This is a genomic window from Arthrobacter sp. NEB 688, from assembly GCF_013201035.1.
GTDB lineage: Bacteria > Actinomycetota > Actinomycetes > Actinomycetales > Dermatophilaceae > Phycicoccus.
Genome location: NZ_CP053707.1, coordinates 2,464,053 through 2,480,308, shown reverse-complemented (window position 1 = coordinate 2,480,308; position 16,256 = coordinate 2,464,053). Strand labels below are relative to the sequence as shown.

At 75.2% G+C, this 16,256-nt stretch carries 15 protein-coding genes; 8 read left to right on the top strand and 7 right to left on the bottom strand.

Going from position 1 to position 16,256, the window contains the following annotated elements:
• Positions 1-36 precede the first annotated feature (36 nt).
• Together HL663_RS11595 and gcvT are read right to left on the bottom strand one after the other, a co-directional pair.
• Complete coding sequence (locus HL663_RS11595) at positions 37-252, bottom strand: hypothetical protein (RefSeq protein ID WP_173028530.1); 216 nt, start codon at positions 250-252, stop codon at positions 37-39.
• Positions 249-1,352, bottom strand: a complete 1,104-nt coding sequence (gcvT, locus tag HL663_RS11590; RefSeq protein WP_173028529.1) for a glycine cleavage system aminomethyltransferase GcvT — start codon at positions 1,350-1,352, stop codon at positions 249-251. The genes HL663_RS11595 and gcvT overlap by 4 nt, the downstream gene beginning before the upstream one ends.
• A gap of 56 nt (positions 1,353-1,408) precedes the next feature.
• Here gcvT and HL663_RS11585 point away from each other — a divergent pair, with 56 nt between their 5' ends.
• Positions 1,409-2,935, top strand: coding sequence for a leucyl aminopeptidase (locus HL663_RS11585; RefSeq protein ID WP_173028528.1), 1,527 nt, complete (start codon positions 1,409-1,411; stop codon positions 2,933-2,935).
• 80 nt (positions 2,936-3,015) lie between these two features.
• On the opposite strand, the gene HL663_RS11580 is transcribed toward HL663_RS11585, so the two are convergent.
• Both HL663_RS11580 and HL663_RS11575 read right to left on the bottom strand, forming a co-directional pair.
• The gene (locus HL663_RS11580) at positions 3,016-3,210 is read right to left on the bottom strand and encodes a DUF5302 domain-containing protein (protein WP_173028527.1); all 195 of its coding nucleotides are present in this window, start codon (positions 3,208-3,210) and stop codon (positions 3,016-3,018) included.
• Positions 3,211-3,285: 75 nt separating this feature from the next.
• Positions 3,286-3,612: a hypothetical protein gene (locus HL663_RS11575; protein WP_173028526.1), complete on the bottom strand. Its 327-nt coding sequence runs from the start codon at positions 3,610-3,612 to the stop codon at positions 3,286-3,288.
• A gap of 160 nt (positions 3,613-3,772) precedes the next feature.
• Here HL663_RS11575 and lpdA point away from each other — a divergent pair, with 160 nt between their 5' ends.
• The 3 genes from lpdA to HL663_RS11560 are packed head-to-tail and all read left to right on the top strand — an operon-like array spanning position 3,773 to position 8,001.
• Positions 3,773-5,155 (top strand): dihydrolipoyl dehydrogenase, encoded by a 1,383-nt coding sequence (lpdA, locus tag HL663_RS11570; protein ID WP_173028525.1) that lies wholly within the window; start codon positions 3,773-3,775, stop codon positions 5,153-5,155.
• A 39-nt stretch (positions 5,156-5,194) separates the two neighbouring features.
• Positions 5,195-7,099: a 2-oxoglutarate dehydrogenase, E2 component, dihydrolipoamide succinyltransferase gene (gene sucB / locus HL663_RS11565; protein ID WP_173028524.1), complete on the top strand. Its 1,905-nt coding sequence runs from the start codon at positions 5,195-5,197 to the stop codon at positions 7,097-7,099.
• A gap of 11 nt (positions 7,100-7,110) precedes the next feature.
• The gene (locus tag HL663_RS11560; RefSeq protein ID WP_286175566.1) at positions 7,111-8,001 is read left to right on the top strand and encodes a TIGR01777 family oxidoreductase; all 891 of its coding nucleotides are present in this window, start codon (positions 7,111-7,113) and stop codon (positions 7,999-8,001) included.
• Between the two features lie 10 nt (positions 8,002-8,011).
• Here HL663_RS11560 and HL663_RS11555 read toward each other — a convergent pair whose 3' ends face one another.
• Positions 8,012-9,499, bottom strand: coding sequence for a protein kinase domain-containing protein (locus HL663_RS11555; RefSeq protein WP_173028523.1), 1,488 nt, complete (start codon positions 9,497-9,499; stop codon positions 8,012-8,014).
• 84 nt (positions 9,500-9,583) lie between these two features.
• Between HL663_RS11555 and HL663_RS11550 the strand changes: the two genes are divergently transcribed.
• Complete coding sequence (locus tag HL663_RS11550; RefSeq protein WP_173028522.1) at positions 9,584-10,318, top strand: Type 1 glutamine amidotransferase-like domain-containing protein; 735 nt, start codon at positions 9,584-9,586, stop codon at positions 10,316-10,318.
• 13 nt (positions 10,319-10,331) lie between these two features.
• On the opposite strand, the gene HL663_RS11545 is transcribed toward HL663_RS11550, so the two are convergent.
• Positions 10,332-11,366: a Gfo/Idh/MocA family protein gene (locus HL663_RS11545; RefSeq protein ID WP_173028521.1), complete on the bottom strand. Its 1,035-nt coding sequence runs from the start codon at positions 11,364-11,366 to the stop codon at positions 10,332-10,334.
• Positions 11,363-13,663: an MMPL family transporter gene (locus HL663_RS11540; protein WP_173028520.1), complete on the bottom strand. Its 2,301-nt coding sequence runs from the start codon at positions 13,661-13,663 to the stop codon at positions 11,363-11,365. Before HL663_RS11540 ends, HL663_RS11545 begins: the two co-directional genes overlap by 4 nt.
• A 72-nt stretch (positions 13,664-13,735) precedes the next feature.
• Between HL663_RS11540 and lipB the strand changes: the two genes are divergently transcribed.
• The 3 genes from lipB (at position 13,736) to HL663_RS11525 (ending at position 16,250) form a co-directional block, all read left to right on the top strand.
• Complete coding sequence (lipB, locus tag HL663_RS11535) at positions 13,736-14,374, top strand: lipoyl(octanoyl) transferase LipB (protein WP_173028519.1); 639 nt, start codon at positions 13,736-13,738, stop codon at positions 14,372-14,374.
• 65 nt (positions 14,375-14,439) lie between these two features.
• Positions 14,440-15,465 (top strand): lipoyl synthase, encoded by a 1,026-nt coding sequence (gene lipA / locus HL663_RS11530; RefSeq protein WP_173028518.1) that lies wholly within the window; start codon positions 14,440-14,442, stop codon positions 15,463-15,465.
• 59 nt (positions 15,466-15,524) lie between these two features.
• Entirely contained in the window at positions 15,525-16,250 is a 726-nt protein-coding gene (locus tag HL663_RS11525) for a DUF4191 domain-containing protein (protein ID WP_173028517.1), read from the top strand.
• Positions 16,251-16,256 lie beyond the last annotated feature (6 nt).

The following is a 16,256-nucleotide window of genomic DNA, read 5'->3' as shown; positions in this document are numbered from 1 at the left end:
AGGCACGGGGGTCGGACGGTGATACGTCCCGGCGCGTCAGGGAGCGGGCTCGAGCCCCATCGGGCCGTAGACGACCGCCCCGTCGCGGTGCAGCGTCACCGAGGCGACCCCGGCGTCGGCGAGCTCGTGCCAGACCTCGCCGAACCAGCTCTCGGCGTCGGACTGCGTCGGGAAGGTCGTCGTCGTCGTCGGCTCACCGGTCACCTCGGCCCCGTCGGCGTCGGCGAAGGTCCAGCCCCACTGCTCGCTCATGCGCCACGCACCCCGGCCTCGACGAACGGCGGCTTGCTGACCGTCGCCGCGACCGACCGGCCGCGGACGTCGATCGAGACCTCGTCGCCGAGGGTCACCGAGCGGTCGAGCAGCGCGAGGGCGACGCCCTGCTTGCGGGTCGGCGAGAAGGTGCCGGAGGTGACCTCGCCGACGACCGTGCCCTCGGCGTCGAGCACGGCGCAGTGCGAGCGCGGGATGCCGCGGCCGGTGACGACGAGGCCGCGCATGAGGCGGCTCTCCTTGGCGGCCCGCTGCGCGGCGAGCGCGTCCTTGCCCCAGAAGGTGTCCTTGTCCCAGCCGACCGCCCACGCGGCGCCGGCCATCACCGGGGTGATGTCGAGGGAGAGGTCGTTGCCGTGGAGGGGGTAGCCCATCTCGGTGCGCAGGGTGTCGCGGGCCCCGAGCCCGGCGGGCAGGCCGCCCTCCTGCGCGACGGCCTCGGCGAGGGCGTCCCAGACGGAGCCGGTGACGTCCCACGCGGGGACGATCTCGTAGCCGCGCTCCCCCGTGTAGCCGGTGCGGCAGACGATGACCGGCAGCCCGTCCCACTCGGTCTCGACGAAGCTCATGTAGTCGTGGTCGACCGGCAGACCGAGGCGGGTGAGGACCTCGTCCGAGCGCGGGCCCTGGACGGCGATGACGCCGTAGCGGTCGTGGAGGTCCTCGACGACGACGCCCTCGGGTGCCGCGGCGGCGAGCAGCTCGACGACGCGCGCGGTGTTGGCCGCGTTGGGGATGAGGAAGACGTCCTCGTCGGAGCGCAGGTACTGGATGAGGTCGTCGACGACGCCGCCGTCCTCGGTGCAGCACATCGTGTACTGGGCCTGCCCCGGGCCGATCCGGAGCAGGTCGTTGGTCAGGCACGCGTTGACGAAGTCGGCGGCACCGGGCCCGCTGACCCGGGCCTTGCCCAGGTGCGAGACGTCGAACAGCCCGACGCGCTCGCGGACCGCGGTGTGCTCGGCGACGACTCCCCCACCGGGGTACTCGATCGGCATCGACCACCCCCCGAAGTCGGCCATCTTCGCCCCGAGGGCGACGTGCCGGTCGTGCAGCGGCGAGTGCTTGAGGTCGGTCATGGTCGCACCGTACCGCGCCCCGCGGACGCCCCACCGGCCCCGGTTAGTCTGCCGACATGACTTCACTGACCGTGACGACCAAGACCTCCGCCGACCTGCCGGTCGACGCCCTCGTCGTCGGCTCCGTCCGCACCCCGGACGGCGTCGACCTCGCCGCCGGGCACGGGCTCCCGCGCAAGGCCGTCGTCCACCTGCAGGCGGTGCTCGCCGACCTCGAGGCCACCGCGAAGGCCGAGGAGGTGCACCGCGTCGTCGCGGTGCCCGGCGTCAAGGCGACCTCGGTCGTCGTCACCGGCCTCGGCGAGGGCACGACCCGCCGGACCTCGTTCGAGCACACCGTCCTGCGCGAGGCCGCCGCCGTCGCCCTGCGCTCGGTCCGCGGCAAGAAGGCCGTCGGCGTGGCCCTCCCGACGCCCGACACCGACTCCCTGTCGGCGGTCTCCGACGGCGCCTTCGCCGGCTGCTACGTCTACGACAAGGCCGCCCCCCTCCCCGCGCGCAAGGGCCGCCCGGCCGCCGCGCCGGTCACCGGCCCGAAGATCGTCGTCGTCTCGGGCCTCGGCCAGGGCAAGGCCGCCAAGGACGCCGTGACCCGCGCCGGCGTGCTCGGCGCCGCCCGCGACTGGGCGCGCGACCTCGTCAACATGCCGCCGAACCTGCTCTACCCGCAGTCCTTCGCCGAGGCCGTCAAGAAGCGCGCCGCGGACTCCCCCGCGAAGATCACCGTCTCGGTCCTCGACGAGAAGGCGCTCGTCAAGGGCGGCTTCGGCGGCATCACCGGTGTCGGGCAGGGCTCGTCCAACCCGCCGCGCATCGTGACGATGACCTGGGCCCCCGCGAACGCCCAGGGCTCGGTCGCGCTCGTCGGCAAGGGCATCACCTTCGACACCGGCGGCCTCAACCTCAAGCCGTCGACCGGCATGGTGACGATGAAGTGCGACATGGCCGGCGCGGCCGCCGTCGCGGCGACCGTCCTCGCGGCCGCCGAGACCGGTGTGCCGGTGGCGGTCACGGGCTACCTCTGCCTCGCCGAGAACATGCCGAGCGGCACCGCGCAGCGCCCGAGCGACGTCGTCGTCATGCGCGACGGCACGAGCGTCGAGATCCTCGACACCGACGCGGAGGGCCGGATGGTCCTCGGCGACGGCATCTGCCTGGCCGCCGAGAAGACGCCGGACTGGATCGTCGACATCGCGACGCTGACCGGCGCCCAGATGATCGCGCTCGGCGACGACATCGCCGGCGTCATGGGCAACGACGACGCCTTCCGGGCCAAGGTCGTCGCGGCCGCCGACGCCGCCGGCGAGGGCGCCTGGCCGATGCCGCTGCCGGCGTCGCTGCGCGCCAAGCTCGACACCCCCACCGCCGACATCGCGCACAAGGGCGACCGCGCGGGCGGGATGCTCACCGCCGCCAAGTTCCTCGAGGAGTTCGTCCCCGAGGGCATGACCTGGGCGCACGTCGACATCGCCGGGCCGGCCTTCAACGAGAAGGGCCCGAAGGGTCGCAACCCCAAGGGCGGCACCGGGTTCGGCGTCTCCACGCTGCTCGGTCTCGTCGAGGGGCACGCCCCCCGCGCCTGACCCCCCCCCCCCCCGCACGAGGCACGGCGGGCACCCCGGGTCGGGGTGCCCGCCGTGCGTCGTCCGCGGGAGGGGCCGGCTCAGCCGCCGCTCTTGCGGCGGAACATCTGCTGGCGGGCGCTGGCCTCGGGGCCGTGGGCGTGGTCGACCTTGCCGTGCTCCGAGGAGTCGGACACGTCGGCCCCGCCGTGGGCCTGCTTCTTGTCCAGGGCCGCCCGGAAGCGGGCCTTGACGTCGTCGGGCACTGCGGCGCGGGGTCGGTCCTTGGCTGCCATGGCGGGTCCTTCGGTCGTCGGTGCGGGGACCCCACGGTGTCACGCCCGACCGTCGGGCGGCCACCCGGTTCCGGCTCAGGCCTTCTCGTCGCGCCGCTGGCGGGCCGTCCACGCGCGCATCCGCGCCGGGTAGCCGGTGAGGTTGACGTCGTACACGGGCACCTGGAGGGCCCGGGCCACCTCGAAGGCCTGGGGGCGGGAGGGCAGCGCGCGCCGCGTCCACTCGCCGTCGTGCGCGATGAGCACGACCGTCGTCGCGGTGATGTTCGTCGCCGGCTCGACGTACGCCTCGACCCCGCGCCGGGTGCCCACGAACTCCTCGAGGTGGGCCCGGGCACTGCTCAGGTCGCTGCCGTCGTGCGGTGCGGCGCCACCGCGCCGCCCTCGTCTCCACCAGGCCATGCGCACACGATAGGCGAGGCACCTGCCCGTTCCCTGTGCGTCCGGCACGCGTCGCCACCTCGTCCTCCACCCGCGGGGGTGACAGGATGCGGGACGAGCCCGGCGCGCCCACCCACAGCGCCGCCGTGCCCACCGACCGCCACCGCGAGAACGGAGCAGCATGCCGGCCACCGCCGAAGCCACCCACGACGTCGTCGTCCTCGGAGGAGGGAGCGGTGGGTACGCCTGCGCGCTGCGCGCCGCCGAGCTCGGCCTGAGCGTCGCCCTCGTCGAGAAGGACCTGCTCGGCGGGACCTGCCTGCACCGCGGCTGCATCCCGACCAAGGCCCTGCTGCACGCCGCCGAGGTCGCGGACGCGGCCCGCGAGGCCGGCCGCTTCGGGGTCCGGGCGACGTTGGAAGGCATCGACCTCCCGGCCGTCACCGCCTACCGCGAGGGCGTCGTCGCGCGCCTGCACAAGGGCCTCCAGGGCCTCGTCGCGGGCCGGCAGGTCGAGTACGTCGAGGGCGCCGGACGGCTGGACGGCCCGCACACGGTCGTCGTCGGAGACCGCCGCCTCGTCGGCCGGCACGTCGTCCTCGCCACCGGCTCCTACGCCCGCACGCTGCCCGGCCTCGAGCTCGGCGGCCGGGTCGTGACGAGCGACGGGGCGCTGGGGCTCGACGAGGTCCCCGGCCGCGTCGTCGTCCTCGGTGGCGGCGTCATCGGCGTCGAGTTCGCCTCCGTCATGCGCTCGTTCGGCTCCGAGGTCACGGTCGTCGAGGCCCTCCCCCGCCTCGTCGCCGCAGAGGACCCCGCCTCGAGCAAGGCGCTCGAGCGCGCCTTCCGCAAGCGCGGCATCACGGTGCGCACGGGCGCCCGCTTCGCCTCGGCCACCGACGGCCCGGACGCCGTCACCGTCCGCCTCGAGGACGGCACCGAGCTCGAGACCGACCTCCTGCTCGTCGCCGTCGGCCGCGGCCCGGTGACCGACGGCCTCGGCTACGAGGAGGCCGGCGCGACGGTCGAGCGCGGCTTCGTCGTCACGGACGACCGCTGCCGCACCGGGGTCGAGGGCCTGTGGGCCGTCGGCGACATCGTCCCCGGCCTCCAGCTCGCGCACCGCGGCTTCGCCCACGGGATCTTCGTCGCCGAGTCGATCGCCGGCCTCGAGCCCGCGCCGCTCGTCGAGTCGAGCATCCCCCGGGTCACCTACTGCGACCCCGAGGTCGCGTCCGTCGGCCTCACCGAGGAGCAGGCCCGCGAGGTCCACGGCGACGCGGTCGAGGCCTACGAGTACAACCTCGGCGGCAACGGCAAGAGCCAGATCCTCGGCACGCAGGGCTTCGTCAAGCTGGTCCGCGTCACCGACGGCCCCGTCGTCGGCGTCCACATGGTCGGCTCGCGGATGGGCGAGCAGGTCGGCGAGGCCCAGCTCGTCGTCGGCTGGGAGGCCCACCCCGAGGACGTCACGCCGTTCGTCCACGCCCACCCCACCCAGAACGAGGCCCTCGGCGAGGCGCACCTGGCGCTCGCCGGCAAGCCCCTGCACGCGCACAACTAGAGTGATGACCGCCACCGCCCACGAAGGAGAGCACCACTGATGTCGGAACGTGTACAGATGCCCGCACTCGGCGAGTCCGTGACCGAGGGGACCGTGACGCGGTGGCTCAAGAGTGTCGGCGACGAGGTCGCGGTCGACGAGCCGCTGCTCGAGGTCTCGACCGACAAGGTCGACACCGAGATCCCCTCGCCCGTCGCGGGCGTGCTCCAGGAGATCCTCGTGCAGGAGGACGACACCGTGCCGGTCGGCGCGGACCTCGCCGTCATCGGTGACGGGTCCGCCTCCGGCGGTGGCGACTCCGCCCCCGAGCAGACGCAGGAGCAGGCCTCCTCCGACGGGCCGGCCGACGAGGTCGCCGACCCGGCCGACACCGGCGCGGTCGCCGAGGCGGGCGACGAGGGCGGCCAGGAGCCGGCCGAGCCGCAGTCCGGCGGCAGCGAGCAGGAGCAGCCGGCGCCGTCCTCGGAGGGCTCCTCCGGTTCCTCCGACGGCTCGGGCGAGGGCACGACCGTCCAGATGCCCGCGCTCGGCGAGTCCGTCACCGAGGGCACCGTCACGCGCTGGCTCAAGGCCGAGGGCGACGAGGTCGCCGTCGACGAGCCGCTCCTCGAGGTCTCGACCGACAAGGTCGACACCGAGATCCCGTCGCCGGTGGCCGGCACCCTGACCAAGATCCTCGTGCCCGAGGACGAGACCGTCCCCGTGGGCGCCGACCTCGCGGTCGTCGGTGGCTCCGGTGGCGGCTCCGCCCCGGCCGCCGAGCCCGAGCAGGCCCCCGCGCAGGAGACCCCCGCGAAGGAGGACGCCCCCGAGCCCGAGCCGCAGCAGCCGGCCGCCGAGGAGAAGCAGCCGGAGCCGGCCCCTGCCGCCGAGGCCCCCGCGCAGGAGACCCCCGACGCGGCCGCCGCGGCCGCCGACGAGGCCCCCGCCGCGAGCACCGCCCCGGCGTCCTCGACCTCGACCGCGCCGACCCCGCGCGCCACCGAGGAGTCGGACGCGAGCAGCTACGTCACCCCGCTCGTGCGCAAGCTGGCCGCCGACCACGGCATCGACCTCGCGTCGGTGACCGGCACCGGCATCGGCGGGCGCATCCGCAAGCAGGACGTCCTCGCCGCCGCCGAGGCCAAGAAGGCGCCGGAGCCCGAGGCCCCTGCCGCGGCACCGGCCGCTGCCGCCTCGTCGTCCTCGGCCCCGGCCGCCGCGGCGAAGCCCGCGGCCGACGGTGGCCTGCGCGGCACGACGCAGCCGATGTCGCGCCTGCGCAAGACGATCGCCCGCCGGATGGTCGAGTCCCTCCAGGTCTCGGCGCAGCTGACGACGGTCGTCGAGGTCGACGTCACCCGCATCGCGCGCCTGCGTGACCGGGCCAAGGCCGACTTCGCCCAGCGCGAGGGTGCGAAGCTCAGCTTCCTGCCGTTCTTCGCCCTCGCCGCGGTCGAGGCCCTCAAGGCCCACCCGACCGTCAACGCGAGCATCGAGGACGACCAGGTGACCTACCACGGCACCGAGAACCTCGGCATGGCGGTCGACACCGAGAAGGGGCTCATCGTCCCGGTCCTCAAGAACGCCGGCGACCTCAACCTCGCGGGCCTGGCCCGCGGGATCGCCGACGTCGCGAACCGGACGCGGAGCAACAAGATCATGCCCGACGACCTCGCGGGCGGGACCTTCACGATCACCAACACCGGCTCGCGCGGTGCGCTCTTCGACACCCCGATCATCAACCAGCCGCAGGTCGGCATCCTCGGCACCGGGGCCGTCGTCAAGCGCCCGGTCGTCGTGACCGCCGAGGACGGCGGCGAGACGATCGCGATCCGCTCGATGGTCTACCTCGCGCTGTCCTACGACCACCGCATCGTCGACGGCGCGGACGCCGCCCGCTTCCTCACGACGATGAAGCAGCGACTCGAGGAAGGGGCGTTCGAGGCCGACCTCGGTCTCTGACGCGCCCTGCCGTGAGCCGCATCGTCGTCACCGGCTCGTCCGGCCTGATCGGCACCGCCCTCGTCGCCGCGCTCCGTGAGCGCGGCGACGAACCGGTCCGGCTGGTCCGTCGCGCCCCCTCCGCCGCCGACGAGGTCCGCTGGGACCCCGCGAGCCGGCGGCTCGACCCGGCCGTCCTCGACGGCGTCGACGGCGTCGTCCACCTGGCCGGCGCCGGCGTCGGCGACAAGCGGTGGACGCCCGCCTACAAGCACCAGATCCTCGCCTCGCGCACCGACTCGACGACGGCCGTCGCGACGGCGGTCGCGCAGGCCGGGCACGAGGTCCGCCTCGTGTCGGGGTCCGCGGTCGGCTTCTACGGCGACCGCGGCGACGAGGAGCTGACCGAGGCCAACCCGGCCGGCACCGGCTTCCTCGCCGACGTCGTCCTCGCGTGGGAGGCCGCGGCCGCCCCCGCGGTCGAGGCCGGGGCGTCGGTCGCGTTCGCGCGCACCGGGATCGTCATGGCCCGCGACGGCGGGGCGATGGAGCCGCTGCTGCGCCTGGCCCGCCTCGGGCTCGGCGGACCACTCGGGCTGGGCCGCCAGTTCTGGCCCTGGATCACCCTCGTCGACGAGGTCCGGGCCCTGCTGCACCTGCTCGACCACCCGGAGGTCACCGGCCCGGTCAACCTCGCCGGCCCGACCCCCGCCCGCCAGAAGGACGTCGCGGCCGCCCTCGGGCGCGCCCTGCACCGCCCGGCCCTGCTGCCCGCCCCGACCCCGGCCCTGCGCCTCGTCGTCGGCGAGTTCGCGGGCGAGATCATGGGCAGCCAGCGCATCGTCGGCGAGGCCCTCGTCGCGAGCGGCTTCGTCCACGAGCACGGCGACCTCGACACCGCGGCCCGCTGGCTGGTGGCCTGACCCACCCCGGTCACGGCGGCCTCAACGCCTCGAGGCGCCAGCCGGCGGGGGTGCGCACCAGGTCGACGACCACGGGCTCCCCCGGCGACGCCGCGACGGCGGTGTCCGCACCCGGTCGCACGACCCGGTGGGCGCCGACGCCGACGACGGCCCGCAGCTCGGCGCGGTCGGCGGCTGCCGAGCGCACCGACACCTCGGTGACGCGGTAGGCGAGGCCGTCGTAGCGGGCGGAGGCCGTGCGCAGCGCCGCCAGCGCGGCCGCGTCCCGCTCGTGCAGCGCACCCCCGCTGGTCTCGGCGGCCCCCAGCCGCTCGGGGTCGCTCGACCGGTAGGCGGCGGCCCGCGCGTCGGCGAGCACGGCGAGGAGCTCCTGCGGGCGCTCGACCGGGGCCCGCGCGTCCGTGCGGGGGTCGGCCGGCCGGGCCGCCGCCGGGCCCGCCTGCTGACCGACCGCCGACGCCGTCGACGCCGCCGGGGCCGCCGCCCGGGCCGGCTCGTCGCGCCCGAGCAGGCCGCCGAGGACGACGAGCAGCCCGACGACGCCGAGCCCGACGGCCCCGAGCACCACCGGCCGCGCCACTCCGCGCTGCCCGGTGGGGCGTGGACCCGCGGGCGCGCGGTGGCGTCCGCGCTCGAGCACCGGCGGCACGGGTGGGCTGCCCGCCGCCGCACGGAGCCGGTAGGTGACCGCGCTCTCGGTGTCGCCCGCCACGACGAGGTGCAACGGCTCGGGCCGGGCGGCGGCGAAGAGCAGACCGGCGAGCTCGTCGGCGTCCGGACGCTCCTCGGGGCGCGGCTGCACGGCGGCCTCCAGCGCCGCCACGACGGCCTCCGACCCGGCCCCGGCACGGCTCACCTCGACGAGCGAGGGCCGCAGCCCCGGCGCACCCGGGACCTCCCCCGCGAGGCAGAGCCAGCCGAGGGCGCCGAGCGCGTAGACGTCGGCCGCCGGCGACGGCGCCGCCCCGAGCAGGACCTCCGGGGCCAGGTGACCCGGGGTGCCCCACACCGGGGTCGGGGCGTCGCCGAGCACGCGGCCGACACCGAGGTCGGCGAGGGCCGGACGCCCGTCGAGGTCGAGCAGGACGTTGCCCGGCGACACGTCCCCGTGGACGACCCCGGCGGCGTGCAGGCGCCCGAGCGCCTCGGCGAGCGGCGCGAGGACCGTGACGACCTCCCCCGGCCCGAGGTGGCCGCGCGCGGCGACGAGCGCGGCCAGCGAGCCGCCGCGCATGAGGGGCATGACGAGCGCGACCCGCGCGTCGGGCAGGGTCAGGCAGGCCTCGACCGGGACGACGTGGGCGGACACGGTGCGGCCCGCGACCGACGCCTCGCGCACCGCGGCCTGCGCGGCCTCGGCGTCGCCGTGCGAGACCTTGACGGCGACCCGGCGCCCGTCGTCGAGACGCTCCGCCTCCCAGACCTGCGCGCTCCCGCCCCGGCCGAGCAGGCGCCCGAGCCGGAGCCCGGGCAGCACTGGTGGCTCCGTCGTCTCCATGTCGACCACCGTGCCCGATCCGGCGACGGCGGCCGCGGGGTTTTCCACAGGCACCGGGCGCCGGCCCACGCCTAGGGTGGCGCGATGACGACCGACGTGCCGACCATCCTCGCCACCTCCGGCGGCTACCGCCCCGGCCGGCGCACCTGGATCGAGTTCGACGCCCTCGTCCACCACGCCGTCGAGCTCTCGGGCGCCCACGGCCGGCGCCCCCGCGTCACGTTCGTCGGCACCGCCTCCGGCGACCCGCGCTGGTTCTCCCACGAGGCGACCGAGGCCGGCCGGGTGGCCGGGTTCGACGTCACCGTGCTCGACCTCTTCCCGATGCCCAACCTCGAGGACCCCGCGGCGCACCTCCTCGAGCAGGACGTCGTGTGGGTCAACGGCGGCTCGGTGGCCAACCTCCTGGCGGTCTGGGACGTGCACGACCTGCGCCCGGCGATGCGCGCGGCCTGGGAGGCCGGCGTGGTGCTCTCCGGGGTGTCGGCCGGCTCCATCTGCTGGTACCTCGGCGGCACGACAGACTCCTTCGGGCCGGAGCTGCGCGCGGTGACCAACGGCCTCGCGCTGCTGCCGTACGGCAACGGCGTCCACTACGACTCCGAGGCCCGCCGGCGCCCGCTGGTGCACGCGCTCGTGGCCGACGGGACGCTGCCCGAGACCCACTGCACCGACGACGGCGTCGGCCTCGTCTACTGCGGGACCGAGCTCGTCGAGGCGGTCTCCGAGCGCGACGGCCCGGGCGCGTACGTCGTCACGGCCGCAGACGGGTCGGCGCGCGAGGAGCGCCTCGAGCCGCGCCGGCTGCCCTCTCCCTGAACCCGACCCGTGCTCAGCGCGGCGGGTCGACGACCGTGACCACCCGCTCCTCGCGGGCCGCGACCCGGGCCGCGTCGAGCACCGCGAGGGTGTGCACGGCGTCCCACGGGTCCACCGGCATCGCGACCTGCGGACGCGGCGCCGCGAGGGCCCGGTCCACGGCGCGGTAGAAGTCGCCCTGCGAGACGTCCAGGGCCCGGGGCACCGCCTCGGGCCCGGCACCCCGGTAGACCCATCCGCAGTGGTCCGCGTCGAGGTCCGCCTGCCCCGACCACGGGTGCTCCTCGCCCTCGAAGTCGGCGAGCACGTAGGCGCCCTCCCGGCCGAGCAGCCGGACGCGCGGCCCGGGTGCGGCGGCGAGCGAGGTCGCGGACAGGTGCGAGACGACGCCCGAGGTGTGGGTCGCGAGCACGAAGGCGTCGTCCTCGGCGACGGTCGTGCGCGAGGCGAGGGTCGCGGCCACCCGCTCGACCCGTCCGAACATCGTGACGGCGGCGTCGACGAGGTGGGTGTGCAGGTCGAGGAGCAGGCCGCCGCCCTCCTCGGGCGGGGCGTTCTCGCGCCAGCGGTCCTTCGGCACCGGCCGCCACCGCTCCCACCGCATCTCGAACCGGAACGGCTCCCCGACGAGCCCGGCAGCGAGGACGCCGCGCAGCGTGACCGCCGACGGGTCGTAGCGTCGGTTCTGGAACACGGTGAGCGGCACGCCGGCCCGCGCCGCGTACCGGACCGTGTCCGCGGCCGAGGCGGCGTCGACGGCGAGCGGCTTGTCGACGACGCAGGCGACGCCGGCATCGACGACCACCCGCACCTGCTGCGCGTGGCCACCGCTCGGGGTGGCGAGGACGACGACGTCGAGGTCGGGCACCGCGAGCAGCGCGTCGAGGTCCGCGACGACCTCGACCCCCGGCAGGTCGGTGCGCGCGGCCGCGGCGCGCCCGGCGTCCCGCGTCGACACCGCGACGACGTCCAGCCCCGCCTCGAGCAGCCGCGGCACGTGGATGTCGCGCCCGGCGAAACCGAAGCCCGCCAGCCCGACCCGCGTCATCGCCCTTCCTCCACCGGCTCGGTCGCCGGCTCCGTGGCCGGCGGGTGCGCACCGGCGGCGTGGTGCCCCGGCCCGGACCGGCCCCCGTCGGCGACGAGGCGCGCCGGCCACCAGACGCGTGGGCCGAGGTCGTGCGCCATCGCGGGGACGAGGAGCGAGCGGACGACGAAGGTGTCGAGGAGGACGCCGAACCCGACGATGAAGGCGATCTGCACGAGGAACTGGATGGGCAGCACCGACAGCGCCGAGAAGGTCGCCGCGAGGACGATGCCGGCGCTCGTGATGACGCCGCCGGTCACCGCGAGGCCGACGAGCACCCCCGGCCGGGTGCCGCGCACGAGCGACTCCTCGCGCACCCGCGTCATGAGGAAGATCGAGTAGTCGATGCCGAGCGCGACGAGGAACACGAACCCGTACAACGGGATCGCGGGGTCGCCACCGGTGAAGCCGAGGACGTGGTCGAAGACGAGGGCCGAGATCCCGATGGTCGCGGCGAACGAGACGACGTTGCCGACGACGAGCACGAGCGGCGCGACGAGCGAGCGCAGGAGCAGCGCGAGGATGACGAAGATGACCGCGAGGATCGTCGGGACGATGACCTTGAGGTCTCGCGCGCTCGCGTCGAGGACGTCGAGGTTGGTGGCCGCGTTGCCGCCGACGAGCGCGTCGGGGCTCACGGCGTCGAGGTCGGTGCGCAGCCGTTCGACGGTGTCCTCCGCGCCGGCGCTGTCGGCGGCGTCCTTCGTCGTGGCCTGGAGCAGCACGTCCCCGTCGACGACCGTCGGCGGCGGGGCGTCCTGGCCCGGCTGCGGCGGCACCAGCCCGAGGTAGGCGGAGTCGATGCCGGGGTCCTTCGACACGAGCTCGAGGGCCGCGTCGGCGTCGGCCTGCGGCACGACGACCTGGAGCGGCTGGGCGGCCCCGGCCGCGAAGTGCTTCTCGATGACCTGCTGCGCCGTGATCGAGTCGACCTCGGTGAGGAAGGTCTCGTCGATCGACGCCCCGCTCGCCTTGAAGGTCGGGACGAAGGCCGCGGCCGCGAGGAGCGCGACGAGCGTGACGACCCAGGTGCGGCGCGGGTGCGTCCCGACCAGGCGCGCGACCCGGCCCCAGATGCCGCGCGCCGACCCGACCGCGTCCTCGGCGTGCGCGTGGTCGACCTTCGGCGCGAACGGCCAGAAGATCCGCCGGCCGAACAGCAGCAGCACGGCAGGCAGGAAGGTGAGCGACGCGAGCAGCGCCCCCGCGATGCCGAGGGCGCCCACCGGCCCGAGCCCGGAGGTGCTGCGCAGCTCGGCGAGGAGCAGGCACAGCAGGCCGATGATGACCGTCGCCGCCGAGGCCCCGACGGGCTCGACCGCCCCGCGCCAGGCCCGCTTGAGCGCGACCCACGAGCTCTCCTCGTCGTGCAGCGCCTCCTTGAAGCGGCTGACGAGCAGCAGCGCGTAGTCGGTGGCGGCGCCGACGACGAGGATGAAGAGGATGCCCTGCGACTGCCCGGACAGCGTGATGACGTCGTTCTTCGCGAGCTGGTAGACGACCGCGGCCGCGGCGCTCAGGCCGAGCACCGCGCTGACCAGCACGGCGAAGGGCAGGATCGGGCTGCGGTAGACGATCAGGAGGATGACGAGGACGACGACGAGCGCGACGAGCAGGAGGATGCCGTCGATGCCGGCGAACGCCTCGGAGAAGTCGGCGATGAGCCCGCCGGGGCCCCCGACCCATCCCTGGAGGCCGTCCGCCGCGAGGTCCGTCCGCAGTGCCTCGCGCAGGGCGTCGGCGCCCTCGGCGAGCGGGGTGGTCTCGCCGCTCGCCGCGGTGCCCCTGGTGCCGTCGAGCGGCACGGACAGCAGGACGGCCTCGCCGTCCTGCGCCGGCACCGGGAGCACCGTGGCGCCCGGCACGAGGTAGTCGCCGAGCGTCCGCCCGTCGCCGAGGGCGGGCAGGGCGAGGGAGGGCACCTCCTGCGCGAACCGCTGCACCGCCTCGAGGTCGCCCGCGTCGAGGGCGCCCCCGCCGGTGGGTTCGACGACGACGAGGTAGGGCAGCTCGGTGTTCTCGCTGAAGCGGGCGACGGCGTCGCTGACGAGGGTCGACTCGGCCTGCGCGGGCAGGAAGGTCGAGTTGTCGTTGGACTGGACGCCGGAGAGCTTGCCCTGCGCCTGCCCGCCGACCGCACCGACCGCCAGCCACAGCAGGACGACGACGAGCGCGCCGAGGACCGCCCAGCGGGGGCGGCGGGCCCGGGCGCGGGGGTCGTCGTCGGGGGCCTTCGGGGTCTGGCGGTCCGCGCTCATGGGGCTCAGCCTAGGGACGTCGGGGCGGGCCGTCCGGCGGCCTTCGACAGCGCCCGGCGTACCGTGGGTCCCATGCGCTTCGTGCACCTCGGCTTCGCCCCTGACCTCGTCGACTACGAGGCCGGGTGGGCCACGCAGCGCGAGGTGCACGCGCAGGTCGTCGAGGGCTCGCTCGGCGACACGACGCTGCTGCTCGAGCACGCCGCCGTCTACACGGCCGGCAAGCGCACGGAGCCGCACGAGCGCCCGCTCGACGGCACCCCGGTCATCGACGTCGACCGCGGCGGCAAGATCACGTGGCACGGGCCCGGGCAGCTCGTCGGCTACCCGATCGTGCGGCTGCCCGAGGTGCCGATCGACGTCGTCGCGCACGTCCGTCGCCTCGAGGAGGTCATGATCCGCACCTGCGCCGAGTTCGGCGTCGAGGTCGTCCGGGTCGAGGGCCGCAGCGGGGTGTGGGTGCTCGCCGACGAGCGCGGGCCGGACCGCAAGCTCGGGGCCATCGGGGTCCGGGTCAGCCGCCGCGTGACGATGCACGGCTTCGCGCTCAACTGCGACGCCGACCTCGGCTGGGCCGACGCCATCATCCCGTGCGGCATCGCCGACGCCGGCGTCTCGTCGCTCACGCGCGAGGCCGGGCGCACCGTCACCGTCCAGGACGTCCTGCCCTACGCCGAGAAGCACCTCGCCGACGTCCTCGGCCGCGCCTGAGCGCAGCCATACCCCCGGGGCACCGCCGTCCCGGCCTGTCGGGAGCGGAGCGTAGGCTGGAACGCGTGACTGTCGCACCCGAGGGACGCCGCCTGCTGCGGGTCGAGGCGCGCAACGCCGAGACCCCGATCGAGCGCAAGCCCGAGTGGATCCGCACGACGGCCCGGATGGGGCCCGAGTACACCCAGATCCACTCGATGGTGAAGAGCCAGGGCCTGCACACCGTCTGCCAGGAGGCGGGGTGCCCCAACATCTTCGAGTGCTGGGAGGACCGCGAGGCGACCTTCCTCATCGGCGGTGACACCTGCACCCGGCGCTGCGACTTCTGCGACATCGCCACCGGCCGCCCCCAGCCGCTCGACCTCGACGAGCCGCGCCGCGTGGCCGAGTCCGTCGCGACGATGGGCCTGCGCTACGCGACGGTCACCGGGGTCGCCCGCGACGACCTCGCCGACGGCGCCGCCGGCCTCTACGCCGACACCATCCGCCAGATCCACGCGCTCAACCCGAACACCGGCGTCGAGATCCTCCCGCCCGACTTCGGCGCCGAGCCCGCGCTCGTCGGCCAGGTCTTCGACGCCCGGCCCGAGGTCTTCGCGCACAACCTCGAGACCGTGCCGCGCATCTTCCGCCGCATCCGCCCGGCGTTCACCTACGAGAAGTCCCTCAAGGTCCTCTCGATGGCCCGCGAGGCCGGCCTGGTCACGAAGTCCAACCTCATCCTCGGGATGGGCGAGGAGGACCACGAGGTCGAGGAGGCCATCCGCGACCTCCACGACGCCGGCTGCGACATCCTCACCATCACGCAGTACCTGCGCCCCTCGCCGCTGCACCACCCGATCGACCGGTGGGTCAAGCCCGAGGAGTTCGTCCACTGGTCCGAGGTCGCCGACGAGGTCGGCTTCAAGGGCGTCATGGCCGGGCCGCTCGTGCGCTCGTCCTACCGCGCCGGCCGGCTGTGGGCCACGGCGATGCGCCGCTGGGGTCGCCCGATCCCCGAGCACCTCGCCCACCTCGCGCAGGCCGCGAACGACCCGGCCCGCCAGGAGGCCGCGTCGTTGGTCGCCAAGGCGGCCCGCCCCGTATCCTGAGGCCCGCGGCCCCGCACTCGCTGGACCCCGCACCGCCCCCGACCAGGAGCTCCTCCCCCGTGTCCGACGCACCCGAGAAGAAGCAGGGCCGCATCGCCGAGATCCGGCAGGCCTACCAGGCGATCAAGTCGCTCGACCCCAAGCTCGGGTGGTGGATGCTCGGGGCCGGGCTGCTCACGGCGGCGGTCATCATCGGCATCGGCACGATCTTCGGTGGCGGCTGGATCATCTACGCCGCGATCATCGCGATCCCCTCGGCCTTCCTCGCCGCGGTCGTCGTCATGAACCGCCGGGGCAACACGGCGATGTACAAGGCGCTCGACGGCCAGGTCGGCGCGGCCGGCGCCGCCCTCACGGGGATGGGCCGGCGCGGCTGGTTCGCCTCGCAGGAGCCGGTGGCCATGGAGGGCGCCCGCGGCACCCGCGCCCAGGACATGGCGGGGGCCGCGATGGTCTTCCGCGCGCTCGGCCGCCCGGGCGTCGTCCTCATCGGCGAGGGCCCCCAGGGCCGGGTCACCAAGCTGCTCAAGCAGGAGGAGAAGAAGGTCGCGCGGGTCGCTCCCGGCGTGCCCGTCCACCTGTGGACCGTCGGCGACGGCGAGGACCAGGTCCCGGTCAAGAAGCTCTCGGGCAAGCTGACCCGGATGCGCCCGGTGCTCACCAAGGCCGAGGTCTCCGTCGTCAACAAGCGCCTGAAGTCCCTCGGCGGTCTCAAGCCGCCCGTGCCCAAGGGCATCGACCCGACGAAGGCCCGGATGGACCGCAAGGCGATGCGCGGCCGCTGAGGCCCT

Bases quoted from the DNA above. Each gene is read 5' to 3' on its own strand.
- lpdA (WP_173028525.1), top strand. From the start codon at position 3,773: ATGCCGGCCACCGCCGAAGCCACCCACGACGTCGTCGTCCTCGGAGGA.
- HL663_RS11580 (WP_173028527.1), bottom strand. From the start codon at position 3,210: ATGGCAGCCAAGGACCGACCCCGCGCCGCAGTGCCCGACGACGTCAAG.
- lipB (WP_173028519.1), top strand. From the start codon at position 13,736: ATGCGCTTCGTGCACCTCGGCTTCGCCCCTGACCTCGTCGACTACGAG.
- HL663_RS11555 (WP_173028523.1), bottom strand. From the start codon at position 9,499: ATGGAGACGACGGAGCCACCAGTGCTGCCCGGGCTCCGGCTCGGGCGC.
- HL663_RS11545 (WP_173028521.1), bottom strand. From the start codon at position 11,366: ATGACGCGGGTCGGGCTGGCGGGCTTCGGTTTCGCCGGGCGCGACATC.
- gcvT (WP_173028529.1), bottom strand. From the start codon at position 1,352: ATGACCGACCTCAAGCACTCGCCGCTGCACGACCGGCACGTCGCCCTC.
- HL663_RS11585 (WP_173028528.1), top strand. From the start codon at position 1,409: ATGACTTCACTGACCGTGACGACCAAGACCTCCGCCGACCTGCCGGTC.
- HL663_RS11550 (WP_173028522.1), top strand. From the start codon at position 9,584: ATGACGACCGACGTGCCGACCATCCTCGCCACCTCCGGCGGCTACCGC.
- HL663_RS11575 (WP_173028526.1), bottom strand. From the start codon at position 3,612: ATGGCCTGGTGGAGACGAGGGCGGCGCGGTGGCGCCGCACCGCACGAC.
- HL663_RS11595 (WP_173028530.1), bottom strand. From the start codon at position 252: ATGAGCGAGCAGTGGGGCTGGACCTTCGCCGACGCCGACGGGGCCGAG.
- HL663_RS11540 (WP_173028520.1), bottom strand. From the start codon at position 13,663: ATGAGCGCGGACCGCCAGACCCCGAAGGCCCCCGACGACGACCCCCGC.
- sucB (WP_173028524.1), top strand. From the start codon at position 5,195: ATGTCGGAACGTGTACAGATGCCCGCACTCGGCGAGTCCGTGACCGAG.